Below are 13,972 nucleotides of genomic sequence, written 5' to 3' on the forward strand. Positions count from 1 at the left end.
GCTCTCTATCGAATAGCCGCTGGCCAGTCGATGTAGTTTTACATTACCACCCTGATACTTTGCGAACAGCCGGCATGGCTGCATAGTTGCTATGCAGGATATGGATAATCAAAGGCCCCGGCCATGCGGAAGGTGATCACCCGGACTGAGAAATTGAGACCCACGGCAATGTTGATAAACAAATTGGCGGAACCATTGTTGCTCGGCCGAGGTTTGGCTGCGACTGTGCCAGACAACCCAATACCGAAACTGATGTTCGATAAACGACAGGGGGCGAAAGCAGATCTCAGCCTGCTCGGCCCAACGGCGCGCAATGTGCTCAGGCAGTGTCAGCAGTGCATCGCTCTGCTGCAGGACGCTCAAAGCGGCGCAATAGTACGGAACCGACAATTTAAGATTCCGAGCCAGTTGCTGCTTGCGCAGGTGGGCATCGACGAATCCGTCCTTGTCCCCTCCCACCGTGATCTTTATATGCGGCCAGGCAAGGTAATCCCGCTGACTGATGGTGGTGCAGACAGCGAGAGGATGACTCGTGCGCATGCAACATACCGCAACGTCTTCGCCAATGATGCGCCCGTGATAGTCCGCGGGCGTTTCATCGATCATGCTGGTAATCAGATCGACCTTGCCACTCGAAAGCCAATCGAAACGATTGGGCTGCCAGGTACGAAAATCGATACTGACGTCCGGAGCGATACCGGCGAGGTCACGCAGCAGGTCAGGGAGAATGTACTGGGCGACGTAATCAGAGCCAGCCAGTATGAAACGCCGATTGCAGGTAGCGGGTGAAAAGATGGCGGGCGAGCCGAGGCCGTCAATTTGCTCCAGCAGGTTCTTGAGCGGCTCGAGTAGTTGATGCCCACGTTCAGTCAGCGTGTATTCCCGCCCCTGGCGAACCAGAAGCGGATCGCCCAATACCTCGCGAAAAAGAGCCAGATGTCGGCTCAGCGTCGACTGGCTGGTCCCCAGGATAATTGCCGCTCGACTGAGATGGGGCACCTCCAGGATCGTCACCAGCGCCTTCAATTGGGAAATGCTGAGATTATTGAAGGCGGGGCTCATGAAGACTATTCCAGATTGATATTCAGGGACGGTTTTCCTGCATCCAGTATGGCGTAGCCAAGGCATTCCCCACCACAGTATCGACTCACCAGGTGGGTCAGGTCCGCGATGGCCGCCTTCACGTCGGCGTCGGTACTGGGGCGCAGGCCATCGATGTCGAAAAATACGCAACGGGTTTCAGGGAGCGTCCGGGTGTCCGCAGCCTGTCGCCATGTCCAACGCCGGGTAAGCACCCGGCTGCCAGCCGCCAGCACGATTTCCTCGGACGGGATGGGTTCGGGCTCCTTGCCGGGTTCAGCGAGGAACCGATCCAGATCATCTGCCTTGCGCAATTTCACACTTAGCGAATGAGCGGTGATCGGGTGTACACCCGCAGGCAGTACATATCGCAGCGAAAGCAGGTTGGCGATATCAACCAGTGTATTGATGTCCGGGAGCGAGTCGGGCTTGAGCACGCGCCGGCTCAATGCTTCGATAGAACTTCGATGCTCGGATGGCTTGGCCCCGAATTGGCGGTAGGCATCCCGCCACGCGGCGATCTGTGGATAATCAGCCGGATTTCCGAGGATCTGCTGTCTCAGGGCAATTTCGCTGTCGCGCAGCTGCTGGCTGACTTCAGGTTGGGCCACGGTGTTGTCGAGACCATGAAACACCACCACGCCGCGGCGATAGTCAGGGTGGTCTGCGAAAACTTCTGGGTGGATATGATAAGAGAAGGCTGTCACGAAGATTCCCGGCGGTAGAGGACATTCACTCTCGAATATACTCGCAGGACACACCTGGCATTGACCCGGTTTTCGCAAGGTTGCCATGCAGGATCTGAATAGTTGAGTGTCCGATGCCGGTAAATCCTCGGACTGACTTTCAGTTGCACATAAAACAAAGCCCCTCTTGCGAGGGGCTCCTTGTACAACATTCAAGCAACCATCGGGATCAAGCCATCTGGATGATGGTCTGCATGATGGTGCTCTGGGTGGAGATGGTCTTAGCGTTCGCCTGGTAGTTGCTCTGGGCCTTGATCAGCTCGACCAGTTCGTTGGTCAGGTTGACGTTGGACTCTTCCAGGGCGTTGGAGACGATCGAACCCAAGGTACCGGTGGTTGGAGCATCGTAGGCCGGGATCCCCGAGTCGAAGGTTTCTTTCCAGCTGGTGCCACCTACCGGTTGCAGGCCTTGCTCGTTGGTGAAGCTGGCGAGGGCCAGCTGACCGATCGGCTTGGTCTGGTTGTTGCTGAAGTTGGCCAGCAACACACCACTGCCGTCGATGGTCAGGTTGGTGATCTGACCAGTGGCGTAGCCATTCTGGACCGGGAGCGAACGAGCGGTGTCGGCGTTGAACTGGGTGGTGTTGGTCAGGGACAGGGTGATCGTTGACGAACCGGCGCCGTTGGCGGCCCATACGCCGTTGGTCACTGTACCCGGCACCCAGCCACTCAATACCAGATCATTGCTGATGATCGGCGCCGGCACTGCTGGAGTACTGACCTGAGTCAGCTTGCCACTCGAATCGAAGGTCATGGTCGACGGCACCGCAAGGGTGGCGGCAGCAGTCGGCGAAGTGCCATTCAGGTTACGACCGTCGATCAGCGTGTAGACATTCCAGGTATTGGAACCCGTCTTGACCATGTACTGGTCCATGGAGTGCTGGTTGCCCTGGGTGTCGTACACCGGCGTAGTGAACTGCTTGGTGAAGGTCGAAGTATCGGTCGGATTGAACGCCGCAGTAATTGCTGTGGCCGTCGAGTTCAGGTTGATGGTCGACGAAACCAGGCTGGTAGCTTGCGGCGGCAGGTTGGAAGTGTCGATACGCAGGTCGGTCAGGATCCCGTTCTGGATCTTGCCGTTCGCATCCACGCCGTAACCCTGCAGCTTCGAAGTGCCGTCACTGTTGGTGATATAGCCTTCCTTGTCGGTCTTGAACGTACCGGCACGGGTGTAGCTCAGGGAGCCGTCGTTGCTCAGGACGAAGAAGCCCTGGCCCTGGATACCCATGTCCAGCACGTTGCCGGTGTTGTTGACATCACCCTGGCCAAACTGCTGGGAGACGTTGGACAAGCGCACGCCGTTGCCGACGGTCTTGCTGCCCGAGCCCAGCTTGGTGGCCGAGTAGACGTCTTCGAATTCCGCGCGGGACGATTTGAAGCCGGTGGTTGCCACGTTGGCGATGTTGTTGCCGGTGACGTCGAGCTGTTTGTTGGCAGCATAGAGACCGCTAAGGCCGATGTTGAAAGACATATTCCACTCCTTTGCCGGGTTAGTCGGCTCTACATACCAATAGTTTGTACTTTGGACAGGGCGATGCTGCCCAGCCCGGCGAGGTTGAGCATCAGCTCTCCCCCTGTCTGGCTGATCGTCACGCTGCTGACGGTCGCCGGCAGGTTGGTGATCAGCGACGTGGCCTGGCCATCGATGGTGGTCGAAGCCGTGAAGGTGTAAGTGCCCGACTCGACCGTGGTGCCCGCGTCGTTCTTGCCATCCCAGATAAAAGCGGAGTTACCGGCCTTCTGGCTACCCAGGTCGATGGTGCGAACCGTCTTGCCGTCCTTGTCGACGATCTTGACCGCGACGGACGACACCGCGGATGGCACCACCACCGTGCCGTTGAGGCTCTTGGAGGTGTCGACCACCGCCTTGTCGCCAGGGGCAATGACTGAGCGCCCCACCAACGACGAGGCCTGCAAGGCCTGGGACGAGTTGTAGTTGCTGGCCAGCCCGCTCACGGTATCGTTGAGGGTGGTGATGCCTTCCAGGCTGCTGAACTGTGCCAGCTGGGCAACGAACTCACCGTTGTCCTGAGGCGACAGCGGGTCCTGGTTTTTCAGCTGTGTGACGAGCAGTTGCAGGAACGCATCCTTGCCCAGCTCCTTTTTACCGGTCGCAGCCCCTGTCAGCGAAGTCAGGCTATCGGAAGAGGTGGTCTTGACCGAGGAGTTGGCCAGAATCTCGTTGAGGCTCAAACCGCTGGTAGTGTTGGTAACGCTCATGTGACTCGCCCCTTATCACTGACCGAGGGTCAGGACCTTCTGCATCATGGTTTTGGCGGTGTTCATCATTTCGGCGTTGGTCTGGAACGAACGACTGGCGGAAATCATGTCGGCCATTTCTTCGACGACGTTGACGTTCGGGTAATAGACATAACCCTTGGCGTCGGCAGCCGGATGGTTCGGCTCGTAGCGCGCCTCGAGGTTGCTCTGGTCTTCGACCACGCCCATTACCTGCACGCCCTGCCCGGCCGCATCCTGCTCCTGGAACAGCGAGCCGCTGCCATTCGACTGGCCGCCCTGGAACATGGTGGCGAAGACCGGGTGACGGGCACGGTAGGTCTGGTCGATGCTCGACGAAACGGTCTCGGCGTTGGCAATGTTACTGGCGACAGTGTTAAGGCGAGTGGTCTGGGCACTCATGGCACTGCCGGCGATGTTGAATACGCTCGCAATCGACATGGCTTACTCTCCGCGCAGGGCCGAGATCAGCCCTTTGAATTTGCTGTTGAGCAGGGTGAAGCTGGCCTGGAAGTTCACGGAGTTCTCCGCGTAGTTGGACTGTTCCAGTTGAGCGTCCACGGTGTTCTGGTCGATCGAAGGTTGCATCGGCGTGCGATACATCAGCGACTCGTCGCCGTTGCCCAGGCCTTCGGCCTCGATATGACGGCTGTTGGTCATGTTCAGGGCGAAGGAGCCGTTCTTGGTCTTCTCGTTCTGCTCGGCGAGCACTTTGGAAAAGTCCAGGTCCCGAGCCTTGTAGTTCGGGGTATCGGCGTTGGCGATGTTGTTGGCCAGGACTTCGGCACGCTGGGCGCGGAAGCTCAGGGCCTGTTCGTGGATACCGAGCGCTTTATCGAAGCTGATGCTCATGTCGGAAACCTTTGGGTGACCAGAATGTACGTGCGATGGATATAGCAAGCGTCGTGCCACTTTCCAAAAGCCCATAAACCGGGGCTTTGCGGGCATCGGCAAGGCGGCAATGCCAGAAAAGCGGCAACCGTTTTCCGCCGGCTGCCGCTTTTCTGCCGCTCTCAAGGTCAACGAAGGGCAATTGTGGGAGCGAGCCCTGCTCGCGATAGCGGCCCAACAGGCGGCATCTATATTGACTGACACACCGCTATCGCGAGCAGGCTCGCTTGTATGGTAGGACTTGAAGGGAGGAGGAGGGACAAGGTTCGCTTCTGACTGTTCGCAGCAGTACAGACCGTGGGAGATTTTACCCCTCCTCCTTTCACCCAAGCGCCGATAAAGAATGCATCTGGCCTAGACCGACGATAGGAACAAGCCTGCGCCTCTGGGTGAACCCTTCAAGTGTTCAAACCTTAGCCCGGAGAGTTTTCAATGGCAATGCCGATTCCCCTCGTCAAGCCGATTGTGGGTGTGGATGTCGCCAAGGATGAGTTGGTGATGTATCACGCCGAAACCGATCAGCTTGAGATAGTCCCCAATAACAAAACTGCGATTAAGAAGTGGCTCAAGGCCTTGTCCATGCAGGTGGATATTGCCATCGAAGCCACCAATATCTATCACCTGGAGTTCGCCGATCTGGCTCACAAGGCCGGCTGCGTGATCTACATGGTCGGTGGCTATGAGCTCAGTCACTACCGCAAAGGCGTGAACGTGCGCGCCAAAACCGATGCACTGGATGCTCGCCTGTTGGCCCGTTACCTGAAGAACGAAGGCCAGGAACTGCATCCCTGGAACCCGCCATCGCCCTTGTATCGCCGGCTCGTAAGCCTTTTCCGACGCCGTGCGGCTGTGGTCCAGGCCCGTGTCAGCCTGAGCCAAAGCTGGGCGAACGAGCCGTTACTCAAAGCCGCGTTCAAACGCCAGATAGGCGCGATGCAACGGCTGGAAACCCTGGTCGAAAAAAAGATCCAGGATGAGCTGAAGGACGCAGGCTTGCTGGGTCAGCTCAAGCGCTGCATGAAAGTTGAAGGCATTGGCCTGTTGACCGGCGCCCGGTTGCTCACCTCGTTTCAGCGGGGGGATTTCAAAAATGCCGATGCCTTCATCGCTTTTCTGGGGCTGGACCTGCGCATATCGCAATCAGGGCGAAAACAGGGTCGCCGCTGCTTGACCAAACGAGGTGATCCAGAAGCTCGCCGACTGCTGCACAACGCAGCGATGTCGGCAAGGCGCACGGAGCGATGGAAGGGGTTCTATGAGGCGTTGCTGGCACGGGGACTAAGTACAACTCAGGCCATGGTGGCGCTGTCGCGCAAGCTTGCCCGCGTAGTATTCGCTCTGCTGCAGAATCAGAGCGAATACCAGCCAGAAAGGCATTTGAAGGCTAGTCATGCACCATAGAATCTCCCACAAGGGTTGTCGATACCAGGGAAGTAAGCAGCGCCCATAAAAAACGGGAGCCCTTCAGGGGCTCCCGTTTTTTGACGGCCCGGACGAATCACTTCGCCTGGTAGATGATCCCCGGGCTGCATTGGATCATCTGGTAATGATCCGGCAAGCCGTTCAGCGCTTCGGACGCACCGAGGAACAGGTAGCCGCCCGGCTTCAGGGTGCCGTGGATACGCAGCAGGATGTCCTTCTTCACTTCGGCGGAGAAGTAGATCAGTACGTTGCGGCAGAACACGATGTCGAACTTGCCCAGGCTGGCATAGCTGTCCAGCAGGTTGAACGAGCGGAATTCCACCCGGCTCTTGATCGGCGCCTTGACCATCCAGCGTCCCGGCCCTTTCGGATCGAAGTAGCGTTGCAGGCGATCAGGCGACAGGCCGCGGCCGATGGCCAGGCTGTCGTACTCACCGGTCTTGCAATTGTTGAGCATGGTCCCGGACAGGTCGGTGGCAACGATCTGCACGCCGCCCTTCAACTGGCCGATATTGGTCCGCTCGAACTCGTCGATGGACATCGACAGCGAATACGGTTCCTGGCCCGACGAACAGGCTGCCGACCAGATCCGCAGGCGCTGGCCCGGGCTGGCCTTGATGGCCGCCGGCAGCACTTTGTTCTTCAACACTTCGAACGGATAGGTATCGCGAAACCACAGGGTTTCGTTGGTGGTCATGGCATCTACCACCATCTCGCGCAAACCACTGCGCGGCTGGGTCTGGATACGCTGTACCAGCTCGCCCAACGACTTGAGGCCCTGCTGCTCCATCAATTTGTTGAGACGGCTCGACACCAGGTATTGCTTGTTTTCACCAAGCAATATGCCACAGGCTTTTTCCAGGAAGACCCGGAACTGTTCGAAATCCAAATTACCCGTAGACAAGTTACCGCCTCTTTCCATTGTATTGATTTGCCGGGCGCACAACGCGCCCGACCTTTATCCCGCTGCCTTGATCCGCTCGACTACCCGGGAAGCCAGGTCATCGGGGCGGAACTTGGCGAGAAAATCATCGGCACCGACCTTCTTGACCATCGCCTGGTTGAAGACGCCCGACAGGGACGTGTGCAGGATGATGTGCAGCTTTTGCATACGCGGATCGCTGCGGACTTCCGACGTCAGGGTGTACCCGTCCATCTCCGGCATCTCGATGTCGGAGATCATCATCAGGAACTCCTCTTCCGGCTTCTTGCCTTCGTCGACCAGGTTGCGCAGGTAATCCAGCGCCTGCCGTCCATCGTTCAACGCAATCACTTCGACGCCGATCGTCTGCAGGCAACGGCTCACCTGCTTACGTGCCACCGACGAATCATCCACCGTCAGCACCCGCAGCGAAACCGCCTTGTGCTGGGTTTCGGCATCCACCACACCGTGGGAGATGGTTTCCGTGGTCGGCGCCACTTCGGCAAGGATTTTCTCCACGTCGATGATTTCCACCAACTGGCCGTCGACCCGGGTCACTGCCGTCAGGTAGTGATCGCGGCCGGTACCCTTGGGCGGCGGATGGATCTCTTCCCAGTTCATGTTGACGATGCGCTCCACCGATCGCACCAGGAATCCCTGGGTCTTGGTGTTGTACTCGGTGATGATCACAAACGGATTGCTCTGATCCAGCAGCCGACCGGAACCGGTGGCCATCGCCAGATCGAGAATCGGGATGGTCGCTCCCCGGATATTTGCCACACCGCACACGACGGGACTGGACTTGGGCATCAAGGTCAGCTTGGGGCATTGCAGCACCTCGCGGACCTTGAACACGTTGATCCCATACAACTGCTGGCCATCGAGACGGAACAACAACAGCTCCAGGCGATTCTGACCGACCAGCTGCGTGCGCTGGTTTACCGAATCCATCACTCCCGCCATGCCCTGACTCCTACCTAACGCTAATGTGTCCGACGCGCATTCATCACTAAACGGCACGGGGCTTGCTATTCAACCGGCATGAAAGCACAAACGACATTTTCTCGACGCCTGACCACTCATTGCCGCCACTGGCTCGGTGTGCTGCTGGCTGCCTGCCTGTTCGCCTCGGGGGGACGTGCCCTCGCCGATGCTCCGGTTACCTTGCCTGATCTCCTTATCGGCGTCACTCAGGGCTTTCTTGAATTCACCGTAGAAGACTATCTGGCTTCCAGTCAAACCGAAGGTCGCTACGAAATCGAAGTCAACCAGATCGATCCGCGCTTGCGCATGCCAATGTGCGACAAGGAATTGACTGCCTCCCTGGAGAGCCCCGCCAGGCCCCTGGGCCGGGTCACGGTGAAGGTTCGTTGCGACAGCGCGGCGCCCTGGACAGTGTTCGTGCCCGCCCAGGTGCGTCTGTTTCGCGACATCGTTACCACCACCCGACCACTGAAACGGGCTGGAATCGTTGAACCTCAGGACGTGACGCTGCGTGAACGGGATATCAGCCAGATCACCCAGGGGTTCCTGACCTCCGTCGATCAAGCCATCGGACAGAAACTTGTCCGACCAATGGTAGCCGATCAGATCGTGACCCTCGTGCACCTGGAACAAGCCGAAGTCGTGCGCAAGGGTGATCAGGTGGTGATTACCGCCCGCAGCGGCACCCTGGCCGTGCGAATGCCCGGCGAAGCCCTGTCCAACGGCGGCATGAATGAACAGATCCGGGTGAAAAACCTCAATTCCCAACGCGTCATCAAGGCGCAGGTGATCGCTCCAGGCCAGGTGGAGGTGGCCATGTAGCGATCCGGTAGAAATGGGTAGAAAGCTGGCGCTTGACCCTGCTGTTCCCTAGACTGTGCCTTACGCAAGGCAAGCGCAGACGTGCGCATGCTCATTGAACAAATGAGCCTAAAGTTTTTTTGGGGATGGCCGAAAACATGGCAAGCGTCCAAATACCCAGAGGTTTTTTACCATGGTCATCGATTTCAACCGTTTAAACAGCTCTTCACCATTGACAGGCACTACGCGTACCAGCGCCAGCAAGGAAACCGAAAAATCCTCGCCGGCCGAGCAGGCTACCGCTGTCAAGAACGGGGAGTCGGTACACCTCAGTGATGAGGCTCAGCAGTTGCAGAAGGTCACTGACAAGCTGCGCGATCAACCTGTCGTCGACAACGCCCGCGTGGCCGAGTTGAAAGCAGCCATCGCCGATGGCAGCTATAAAGTCGACAGCAACCGTGTAGCCAGCAAACTGCTCAACTTCGAAGCCCAGCGCTAGGCCGCCGCCTGCGCAGGCTTTTGGACGCTAAGACCCAAGGCCAGCCATGCACGACACTCATTTATTGCAACTGATCATCGACGACTTTGTTCCAGCGCAACAATTGCTGGAGCTTTTGCAGACCGAATCCCTGGCGCTGCACGGTCGCGACATGCCCTTGCTGGAAAATATCCTGGCACAGAAACAGGCATTGATCATTCTGCTCGATCAGCATGGCCGCAAGCGTAGCGAGATTCTCGCCAGCCTCAACCTGCCCGCCAACCCCGACGGCCTCGAACAACTGGCGAGCCAGTCGACGATCGGCGATCAGTTGTTGGCCCAAAGCGCAGTGCTCAATGACCTGCTCGCCCAGTGCCAGGCCGCGAACGCCCGCAATGGCCAGTCGATCCAGCTCCAGCAGGCCGCTACCGCCAACCAGTTGCGCATCCTCAATGGCGGCGAAATCCCGACGCTTTACGATGCTCGCGGCTCGACCGCCAAAATGGTCAAGCACCGCCCGCTCAGCCAGGCATGAAACGAACCATGCCTGCGCTCTATCAACGCGCGATAGATGCTGGCAAAATGCTGGCTATTCGTAGTCGTATTTTGCCTGGAGATTGACCCACCGTGTTCAATGCCTCAAACGCGGATGATGCTCCGCAACCGCCCAAGGTCCTTACCACGCCCCTGGAAATCTCCGGCAACTTGCGGATGCTGCAAGATAGCCACGATCCATTGATCATTACCTTCCACGAACGCACCCAGCGCTTCCAGAGTTACCTGGTCGACGTCGATCGCGAGAAGAACACCATCGCCCTGGATGAAATGATTCCTCGCGACGGGGAACGCTTTCTGCTCGCGGGCGAGCCGTTTCGGGTCGAAGGTTTCCATGATGGTGTACGCATTGCGTGGGAAGGCAATGGTCCGCTGACGATCAATGAGTCCAGCGACGGCCGTTGCTATCGCGGTGCCTTGCCCGACGAAGTGGTTTACCACCAGCGCCGCAACGCCTTCCGTGCCGCCCTGAAGCTGGCGCAACTGGTGAATATCGAACTGGGTGGCGACAAGCTCAAGTCACCGGTGAATGGCAAACTGCTGGATATCTCCGCCACTGGTTGCAAGCTGCGCTTCGATGGCGACATCACCGAGCGCCTGCAACTGGGCCAGGTCTACGAGCGCTTCATCGCCGCCCTGCCCTTCGGCAACATGACGGCGCCGGTCGAACTGCGCTACCTGCATTTCGAAGAGCGCTTCAATACCACTTTCGCCGGCGTGCGTTTCCACAATATCAGTGGCCTGGTGCAGCGGCAGGTCGAGCGTTTCGTTTATCAGTTGCAGCGTGAAGCGCGGCGCTTCGATAAAGACGATCTCTGATCCAAGTATCGCTGCGCCTGGGCTGACCTCATCGCGAGCAGGCTCGCTCCCACATGGAAACACTGCAAATCCAATGTGGGAGCGAGCCTGCTCGCGATTGGGCGCACCACTGTCTACTTACCTTGCTTGAGACTCCTCAGCATCAGCCGCCTCGGCAACCGGCTCGACCTCCGGGTTCGGCGACACCTGCATCTGCTCCTGCACCACCTGTTCATCGACCCTCGGATCAAGGCACGCCACCAGCGGCGAGCTGGACATGCTGTCGGGCATCGCCACGTGATGCAGCGGTGCGTCATCGACCTGATGCAGATTGGTCACCGCTTTCGGCCGGATGCGCCACACCAGTACCAGCGCAAAAAAGGTGAAGAAGGCATACAGCATGTGGCTGCCGAACGACTTCATCAGCACCCCGGCCACCAACGGGCCGATACTCGCCCCCACGCCGTAGGTCACCAGCAGCATCGCCGTCAGCGACACCCGGCGATCCGCTTCGACGTGGTCGTTGGAAAACGCCACCGCCAGCGGGTACAGGCAGAATTGCATCAGCGAACAGAAGAACCCCGCGGCGAACAGCACTTCCAACGGCACCGACGACAAGATCGCCAACGGCAGCGCGAAGACCGCCAGGCACAGCGCAAAGCAGCGGATCAGCAGCGCCCGGTCGTAACGGTCGGACAGCCAGCCCAGCGGCCACTGCACCAGCAGGCCGGCAAAGATGCAGCTACCCATGAACAGACCGACCTGCTCGGTCGTCAGCCCCTGCTGGGAGGCATACAGCGGCGCCAGGCCATAGAACGAGCCGACGATCAGCCCGGAGCCCAGCACCGTGCTCAACGACTGCGGCACGCGCTTGATGAAGAAGCGCGGCTCCATCGGCGCCGGACGCAACGGTGCCGGGTGGATCCGTCGGGTCAGCGTTACCGGCACCAGGCACAGGGCAAAACACAGCGCCACCAGCATCAGCAGTTCCAGCCCCAGGGCCGGATGGATCACCAGGATCAGTTGGCCCAGCACCATCCCCAGGTACGAGGCGATCATGTAGCCGCTGAACACCACCCCGCGCTGTTTGGCATCGGCCTGCTCGTTGAGCCAGCTCTCAATGACCATGTACTGGCACATCATGCCGAGGCCGACGATGATCCGCAGCACCACCCAGGCCGGCAGCCAGCTCACCAGGCCGTGGCCCAGCACCGCCGCGCCGACGATCCCGGCACAGGCCGAATAGGCGCGAATATGCCCGACGCGAGCAATCAGCCGATGGCCGATCTTGCCGCCCAGCACCAGGCCGAAATAGTTGGCGGCCATCAGGGCACCGACCCACAGGCTGTCCACGTGCTCGGCAGCCAGGCGCAGGGCCAGGTAGGTACTCAAAAGGCCCGAGCCGATGAGCATCATCAGCGAAGCGAAATAAAGCGCGCGAAAAGGTTTCCAGACTTGGCGCATCGGCGTTCCGAGCGGCTCCTTGCGATAAGTAGAGGCTGCCTGTGAAGACAGCCCGAATGCGACGTTTCGTTAGGCCTGGGCGGCCAGCACACGCCGCTCCCAGGGCGTGATTTCATCAAAGTAGCTGGTCAGTTCCAGGGTTTTCGACGCGATGTAGCCTTCGATGAACTCCGTACCGAACAGTTCCTTCGCCAGAAGGCTACGTTTCAGACGCTCCAGGGCAGCGTGCAAGGTACATGGCAACGACAGATTCTCCGGTACCTGGAATTCGCCCTGTATCGCCGCGCTCGGTTCCAGGCCGTTTTCAATCCCGTGAAGACCGGCCGCCAGGCTGGCGGCAATCGCCAGGTAGGGGTTGGCATCGGCCCCCGGCAAGCGGTTTTCGACCCGCCTGGCCACCGGCGGACTGGCCGGGATCCGCAACCCGGCCGAGCGATTGTCGTGGGACCAGCAGGCATTGTTCGGCGATGCGAACGGATGACACAGGCGCTGGTAGGAATTGACGTTCGGCGCGAACAGCGCCGTGAAATCCGCCATGCCCGCCTGTTGCCCGCCGATGAAGTGCCTGAACACTGCCGTCGGCTCGCCGGCCTCGTCGCTGAACACATTACGACCGCTGTCCAGCTCGACGACACTCTGGTGAATGTGCATCGAACTGCCCGGCGTATGGGCCAGCGGCTTGGCCATGCACACCACGGTCAGGCCGTGCTTGAGCGCGACTTCCTTGAGCAGGTGCTTGAACAGGAAGGTCTGGTCGGCCAACAGCAAGGCATCGCCATGCAGCAGATTGATCTCGAACTGGCTCACGCCCATTTCATGCATGAAGGTATCGCGCGGCAGCCCCAAGGCCGCCATGCATTCATAGACCTCGTTGAAGAACGGCCGCAGGCCGTTATTGGAGCTGACGCTGAACGCCGAGTGGCCGTCTTCACGACGCCCATCCAAGCCCACCGGCGGCTGGAATGGCTGGGTCGGATCCGGGTTGGGGGCGAAGACAAAAAACTCCAGCTCGGTCGCCACCACAGGCACCAGGCCCCGGGCGGCATACCGGGCAATCACCGTCTTGAGCTGGCCGCGTGTCGAGAGTCGGGAGCTTTCACCGGTCAGTTCATCGGCATCGCAGATCGCCAGGGCACGGGGCTGCGAGCTCCAAGGCAGGCGGTGGATCTGCTTCGGGTCGACCACCAGCGCCAGATCACCGTCATCACTGCCATAGAAACGCGACGGCGGATAACCGCCCATGATGCACTGCAGCAGCACGCCCCGGGCCATCTGCAAGCGCCGCCCCTCCAGGAAACCCGCAGCGCTCATTACCTTGCCCCGCGGTACGCCATTGAGGTCCGGCGTGACACATTCAATCTCATCAATGCCCGTCAGTCGCTGCGCGAGTGAACCTTGGCCATCGGTCGTCATGACGCATTCCTTGTGATGTGCGAGCCGCAAACGGCAACCCGTACAAAATAGGCTTCGGCTGTTCGGAATATCAAGCACTGGGGAGAATAAACTTCGAGCCTGGGAACACCCTGTGGGAGCGAGCCTGCTCGCGATAGCGGTGTATCAGTCAACCCGATGTGAGCTGACCCGGCGCTATCG

General features: G+C 59.2%; 15 protein-coding genes. 5 read left to right on the top strand and 10 right to left on the bottom strand.

All coding sequences use genetic code 11. From position 1 onward, the window contains the following. Nucleotides 1-108: 108 nt before the first annotated feature. The 6 genes from LOY67_RS20930 to flgB all read right to left on the bottom strand — a co-directional run bounded on the left by LOY67_RS20930 (nt 109) and on the right by flgB (nt 4,916). Nucleotides 109-1,062 (bottom strand): LysR family transcriptional regulator, encoded by a 954-nt coding sequence (locus LOY67_RS20930; protein WP_265064255.1) that lies wholly within the window; start codon nt 1,060-1,062, stop codon nt 109-111. Between the two features lie 5 nt (nt 1,063-1,067). After that, nucleotides 1,068-1,787: a B3/4 domain-containing protein gene (locus LOY67_RS20935; protein WP_265064256.1), complete on the bottom strand. Its 720-nt coding sequence runs from the start codon at nt 1,785-1,787 to the stop codon at nt 1,068-1,070. Between the two features lie 208 nt (nt 1,788-1,995). Continuing rightward, nucleotides 1,996-3,297: a flagellar hook protein FlgE gene (gene flgE, locus LOY67_RS20940; RefSeq protein WP_265064257.1), complete on the bottom strand. Its 1,302-nt coding sequence runs from the start codon at nt 3,295-3,297 to the stop codon at nt 1,996-1,998. Nucleotides 3,298-3,326: 29 nt separating this feature from the next. Beyond that, a complete protein-coding gene (flgD, locus tag LOY67_RS20945; RefSeq protein WP_265064258.1) occupies nt 3,327-4,046 on the bottom strand; it encodes a flagellar hook assembly protein FlgD in 720 nt (239 codons plus the stop codon). A 15-nt stretch (nt 4,047-4,061) separates the two neighbouring features. Beyond that, nucleotides 4,062-4,505 (bottom strand): flagellar basal body rod protein FlgC, encoded by a 444-nt coding sequence (gene flgC, locus LOY67_RS20950; protein ID WP_139647875.1) that lies wholly within the window; start codon nt 4,503-4,505, stop codon nt 4,062-4,064. A 3-nt stretch (nt 4,506-4,508) separates the two neighbouring features. Continuing rightward, the gene (gene flgB, locus LOY67_RS20955; RefSeq protein WP_024779770.1) at nt 4,509-4,916 is read right to left on the bottom strand and encodes a flagellar basal body rod protein FlgB; all 408 of its coding nucleotides are present in this window, start codon (nt 4,914-4,916) and stop codon (nt 4,509-4,511) included. Between the two features lie 471 nt (nt 4,917-5,387). Here flgB and LOY67_RS20960 point away from each other — a divergent pair, with 471 nt between their 5' ends. Further along, nucleotides 5,388-6,356: an IS110 family transposase gene (locus LOY67_RS20960; protein WP_265064259.1), complete on the top strand. Its 969-nt coding sequence runs from the start codon at nt 5,388-5,390 to the stop codon at nt 6,354-6,356. A gap of 97 nt (nt 6,357-6,453) precedes the next feature. On the opposite strand, the gene cheR is transcribed toward LOY67_RS20960, so the two are convergent. Next, complete coding sequence (gene cheR, locus LOY67_RS20965) at nt 6,454-7,281, bottom strand: protein-glutamate O-methyltransferase CheR (protein WP_041024268.1); 828 nt, start codon at nt 7,279-7,281, stop codon at nt 6,454-6,456. 54 nt (nt 7,282-7,335) lie between these two features. After that, nucleotides 7,336-8,262 carry a chemotaxis protein CheV gene (locus LOY67_RS20970; RefSeq protein ID WP_265064260.1) on the bottom strand — a complete coding sequence of 309 codons (927 nt, stop codon included), beginning with the start codon at nt 8,260-8,262 and terminating at the stop codon, nt 7,336-7,338. Nucleotides 8,263-8,340: 78 nt separating this feature from the next. On the opposite strand from LOY67_RS20970, the gene flgA reads away from it, so the two are divergent. From flgA to LOY67_RS20990, 4 genes are all read left to right on the top strand, one after another. Further along, complete coding sequence (flgA, locus tag LOY67_RS20975) at nt 8,341-9,105, top strand: flagellar basal body P-ring formation chaperone FlgA (protein WP_265064261.1); 765 nt, start codon at nt 8,341-8,343, stop codon at nt 9,103-9,105. A 172-nt stretch (nt 9,106-9,277) separates the two neighbouring features. Further along, entirely contained in the window at nt 9,278-9,583 is a 306-nt protein-coding gene (gene flgM / locus LOY67_RS20980) for a flagellar biosynthesis anti-sigma factor FlgM (RefSeq protein WP_265064262.1), read from the top strand. A gap of 46 nt (nt 9,584-9,629) precedes the next feature. Beyond that, entirely contained in the window at nt 9,630-10,097 is a 468-nt protein-coding gene (locus LOY67_RS20985) for a flagella synthesis protein FlgN (protein ID WP_265064263.1), read from the top strand. A 92-nt stretch (nt 10,098-10,189) separates the two neighbouring features. Beyond that, nucleotides 10,190-10,936, top strand: a complete 747-nt coding sequence (locus tag LOY67_RS20990) for a flagellar brake protein (protein ID WP_265064264.1) — start codon at nt 10,190-10,192, stop codon at nt 10,934-10,936. Nucleotides 10,937-11,053: 117 nt separating this feature from the next. Here the strand turns inward: LOY67_RS20990 and LOY67_RS20995 are convergent, their stop codons facing one another. Both LOY67_RS20995 and LOY67_RS21000 read right to left on the bottom strand, forming a co-directional pair. Then, the gene (locus tag LOY67_RS20995; protein WP_320109993.1) at nt 11,054-12,379 is read right to left on the bottom strand and encodes an MFS transporter; all 1,326 of its coding nucleotides are present in this window, start codon (nt 12,377-12,379) and stop codon (nt 11,054-11,056) included. Nucleotides 12,380-12,448: 69 nt separating this feature from the next. Further along, entirely contained in the window at nt 12,449-13,690 is a 1,242-nt protein-coding gene (locus tag LOY67_RS21000; RefSeq protein ID WP_265067799.1) for a glutamine synthetase family protein, read from the bottom strand. Nucleotides 13,691-13,972: the final 282 nt, after the last annotated feature.

The organism is Pseudomonas sp. B21-056, from assembly GCF_026016325.1.
In the GTDB taxonomy this organism is placed as follows: domain Bacteria; phylum Pseudomonadota; class Gammaproteobacteria; order Pseudomonadales; family Pseudomonadaceae; genus Aquipseudomonas.

Excerpts from the sequence above, each read along its gene's own strand:
- LOY67_RS20930 (WP_265064255.1), bottom strand. The coding sequence starts at position 1,062 with ATGAGCCCCGCCTTCAATAATCTCAGCATTTCCCAATTGAAGGCGCTG.
- flgE (WP_265064257.1), bottom strand. The coding sequence starts at position 3,297 with ATGTCTTTCAACATCGGCCTTAGCGGTCTCTATGCTGCCAACAAACAG.
- flgD (WP_265064258.1), bottom strand. The coding sequence starts at position 4,046 with ATGAGCGTTACCAACACTACCAGCGGTTTGAGCCTCAACGAGATTCTG.
- flgC (WP_139647875.1), bottom strand. The coding sequence starts at position 4,505 with ATGTCGATTGCGAGCGTATTCAACATCGCCGGCAGTGCCATGAGTGCC.
- flgB (WP_024779770.1), bottom strand. The coding sequence starts at position 4,916 with ATGAGCATCAGCTTCGATAAAGCGCTCGGTATCCACGAACAGGCCCTG.
- LOY67_RS20960 (WP_265064259.1), top strand. The coding sequence starts at position 5,388 with ATGGCAATGCCGATTCCCCTCGTCAAGCCGATTGTGGGTGTGGATGTC.
- LOY67_RS20970 (WP_265064260.1), bottom strand. The coding sequence starts at position 8,262 with ATGGCGGGAGTGATGGATTCGGTAAACCAGCGCACGCAGCTGGTCGGT.
- flgA (WP_265064261.1), top strand. The coding sequence starts at position 8,341 with ATGAAAGCACAAACGACATTTTCTCGACGCCTGACCACTCATTGCCGC.
- flgM (WP_265064262.1), top strand. The coding sequence starts at position 9,278 with ATGGTCATCGATTTCAACCGTTTAAACAGCTCTTCACCATTGACAGGC.
- LOY67_RS20985 (WP_265064263.1), top strand. The coding sequence starts at position 9,630 with ATGCACGACACTCATTTATTGCAACTGATCATCGACGACTTTGTTCCA.
- LOY67_RS20995 (WP_320109993.1), bottom strand. The coding sequence starts at position 12,379 with ATGCGCCAAGTCTGGAAACCTTTTCGCGCGCTTTATTTCGCTTCGCTG.
- LOY67_RS21000 (WP_265067799.1), bottom strand. The coding sequence starts at position 13,690 with ATGAGCGCTGCGGGTTTCCTGGAGGGGCGGCGCTTGCAGATGGCCCGG.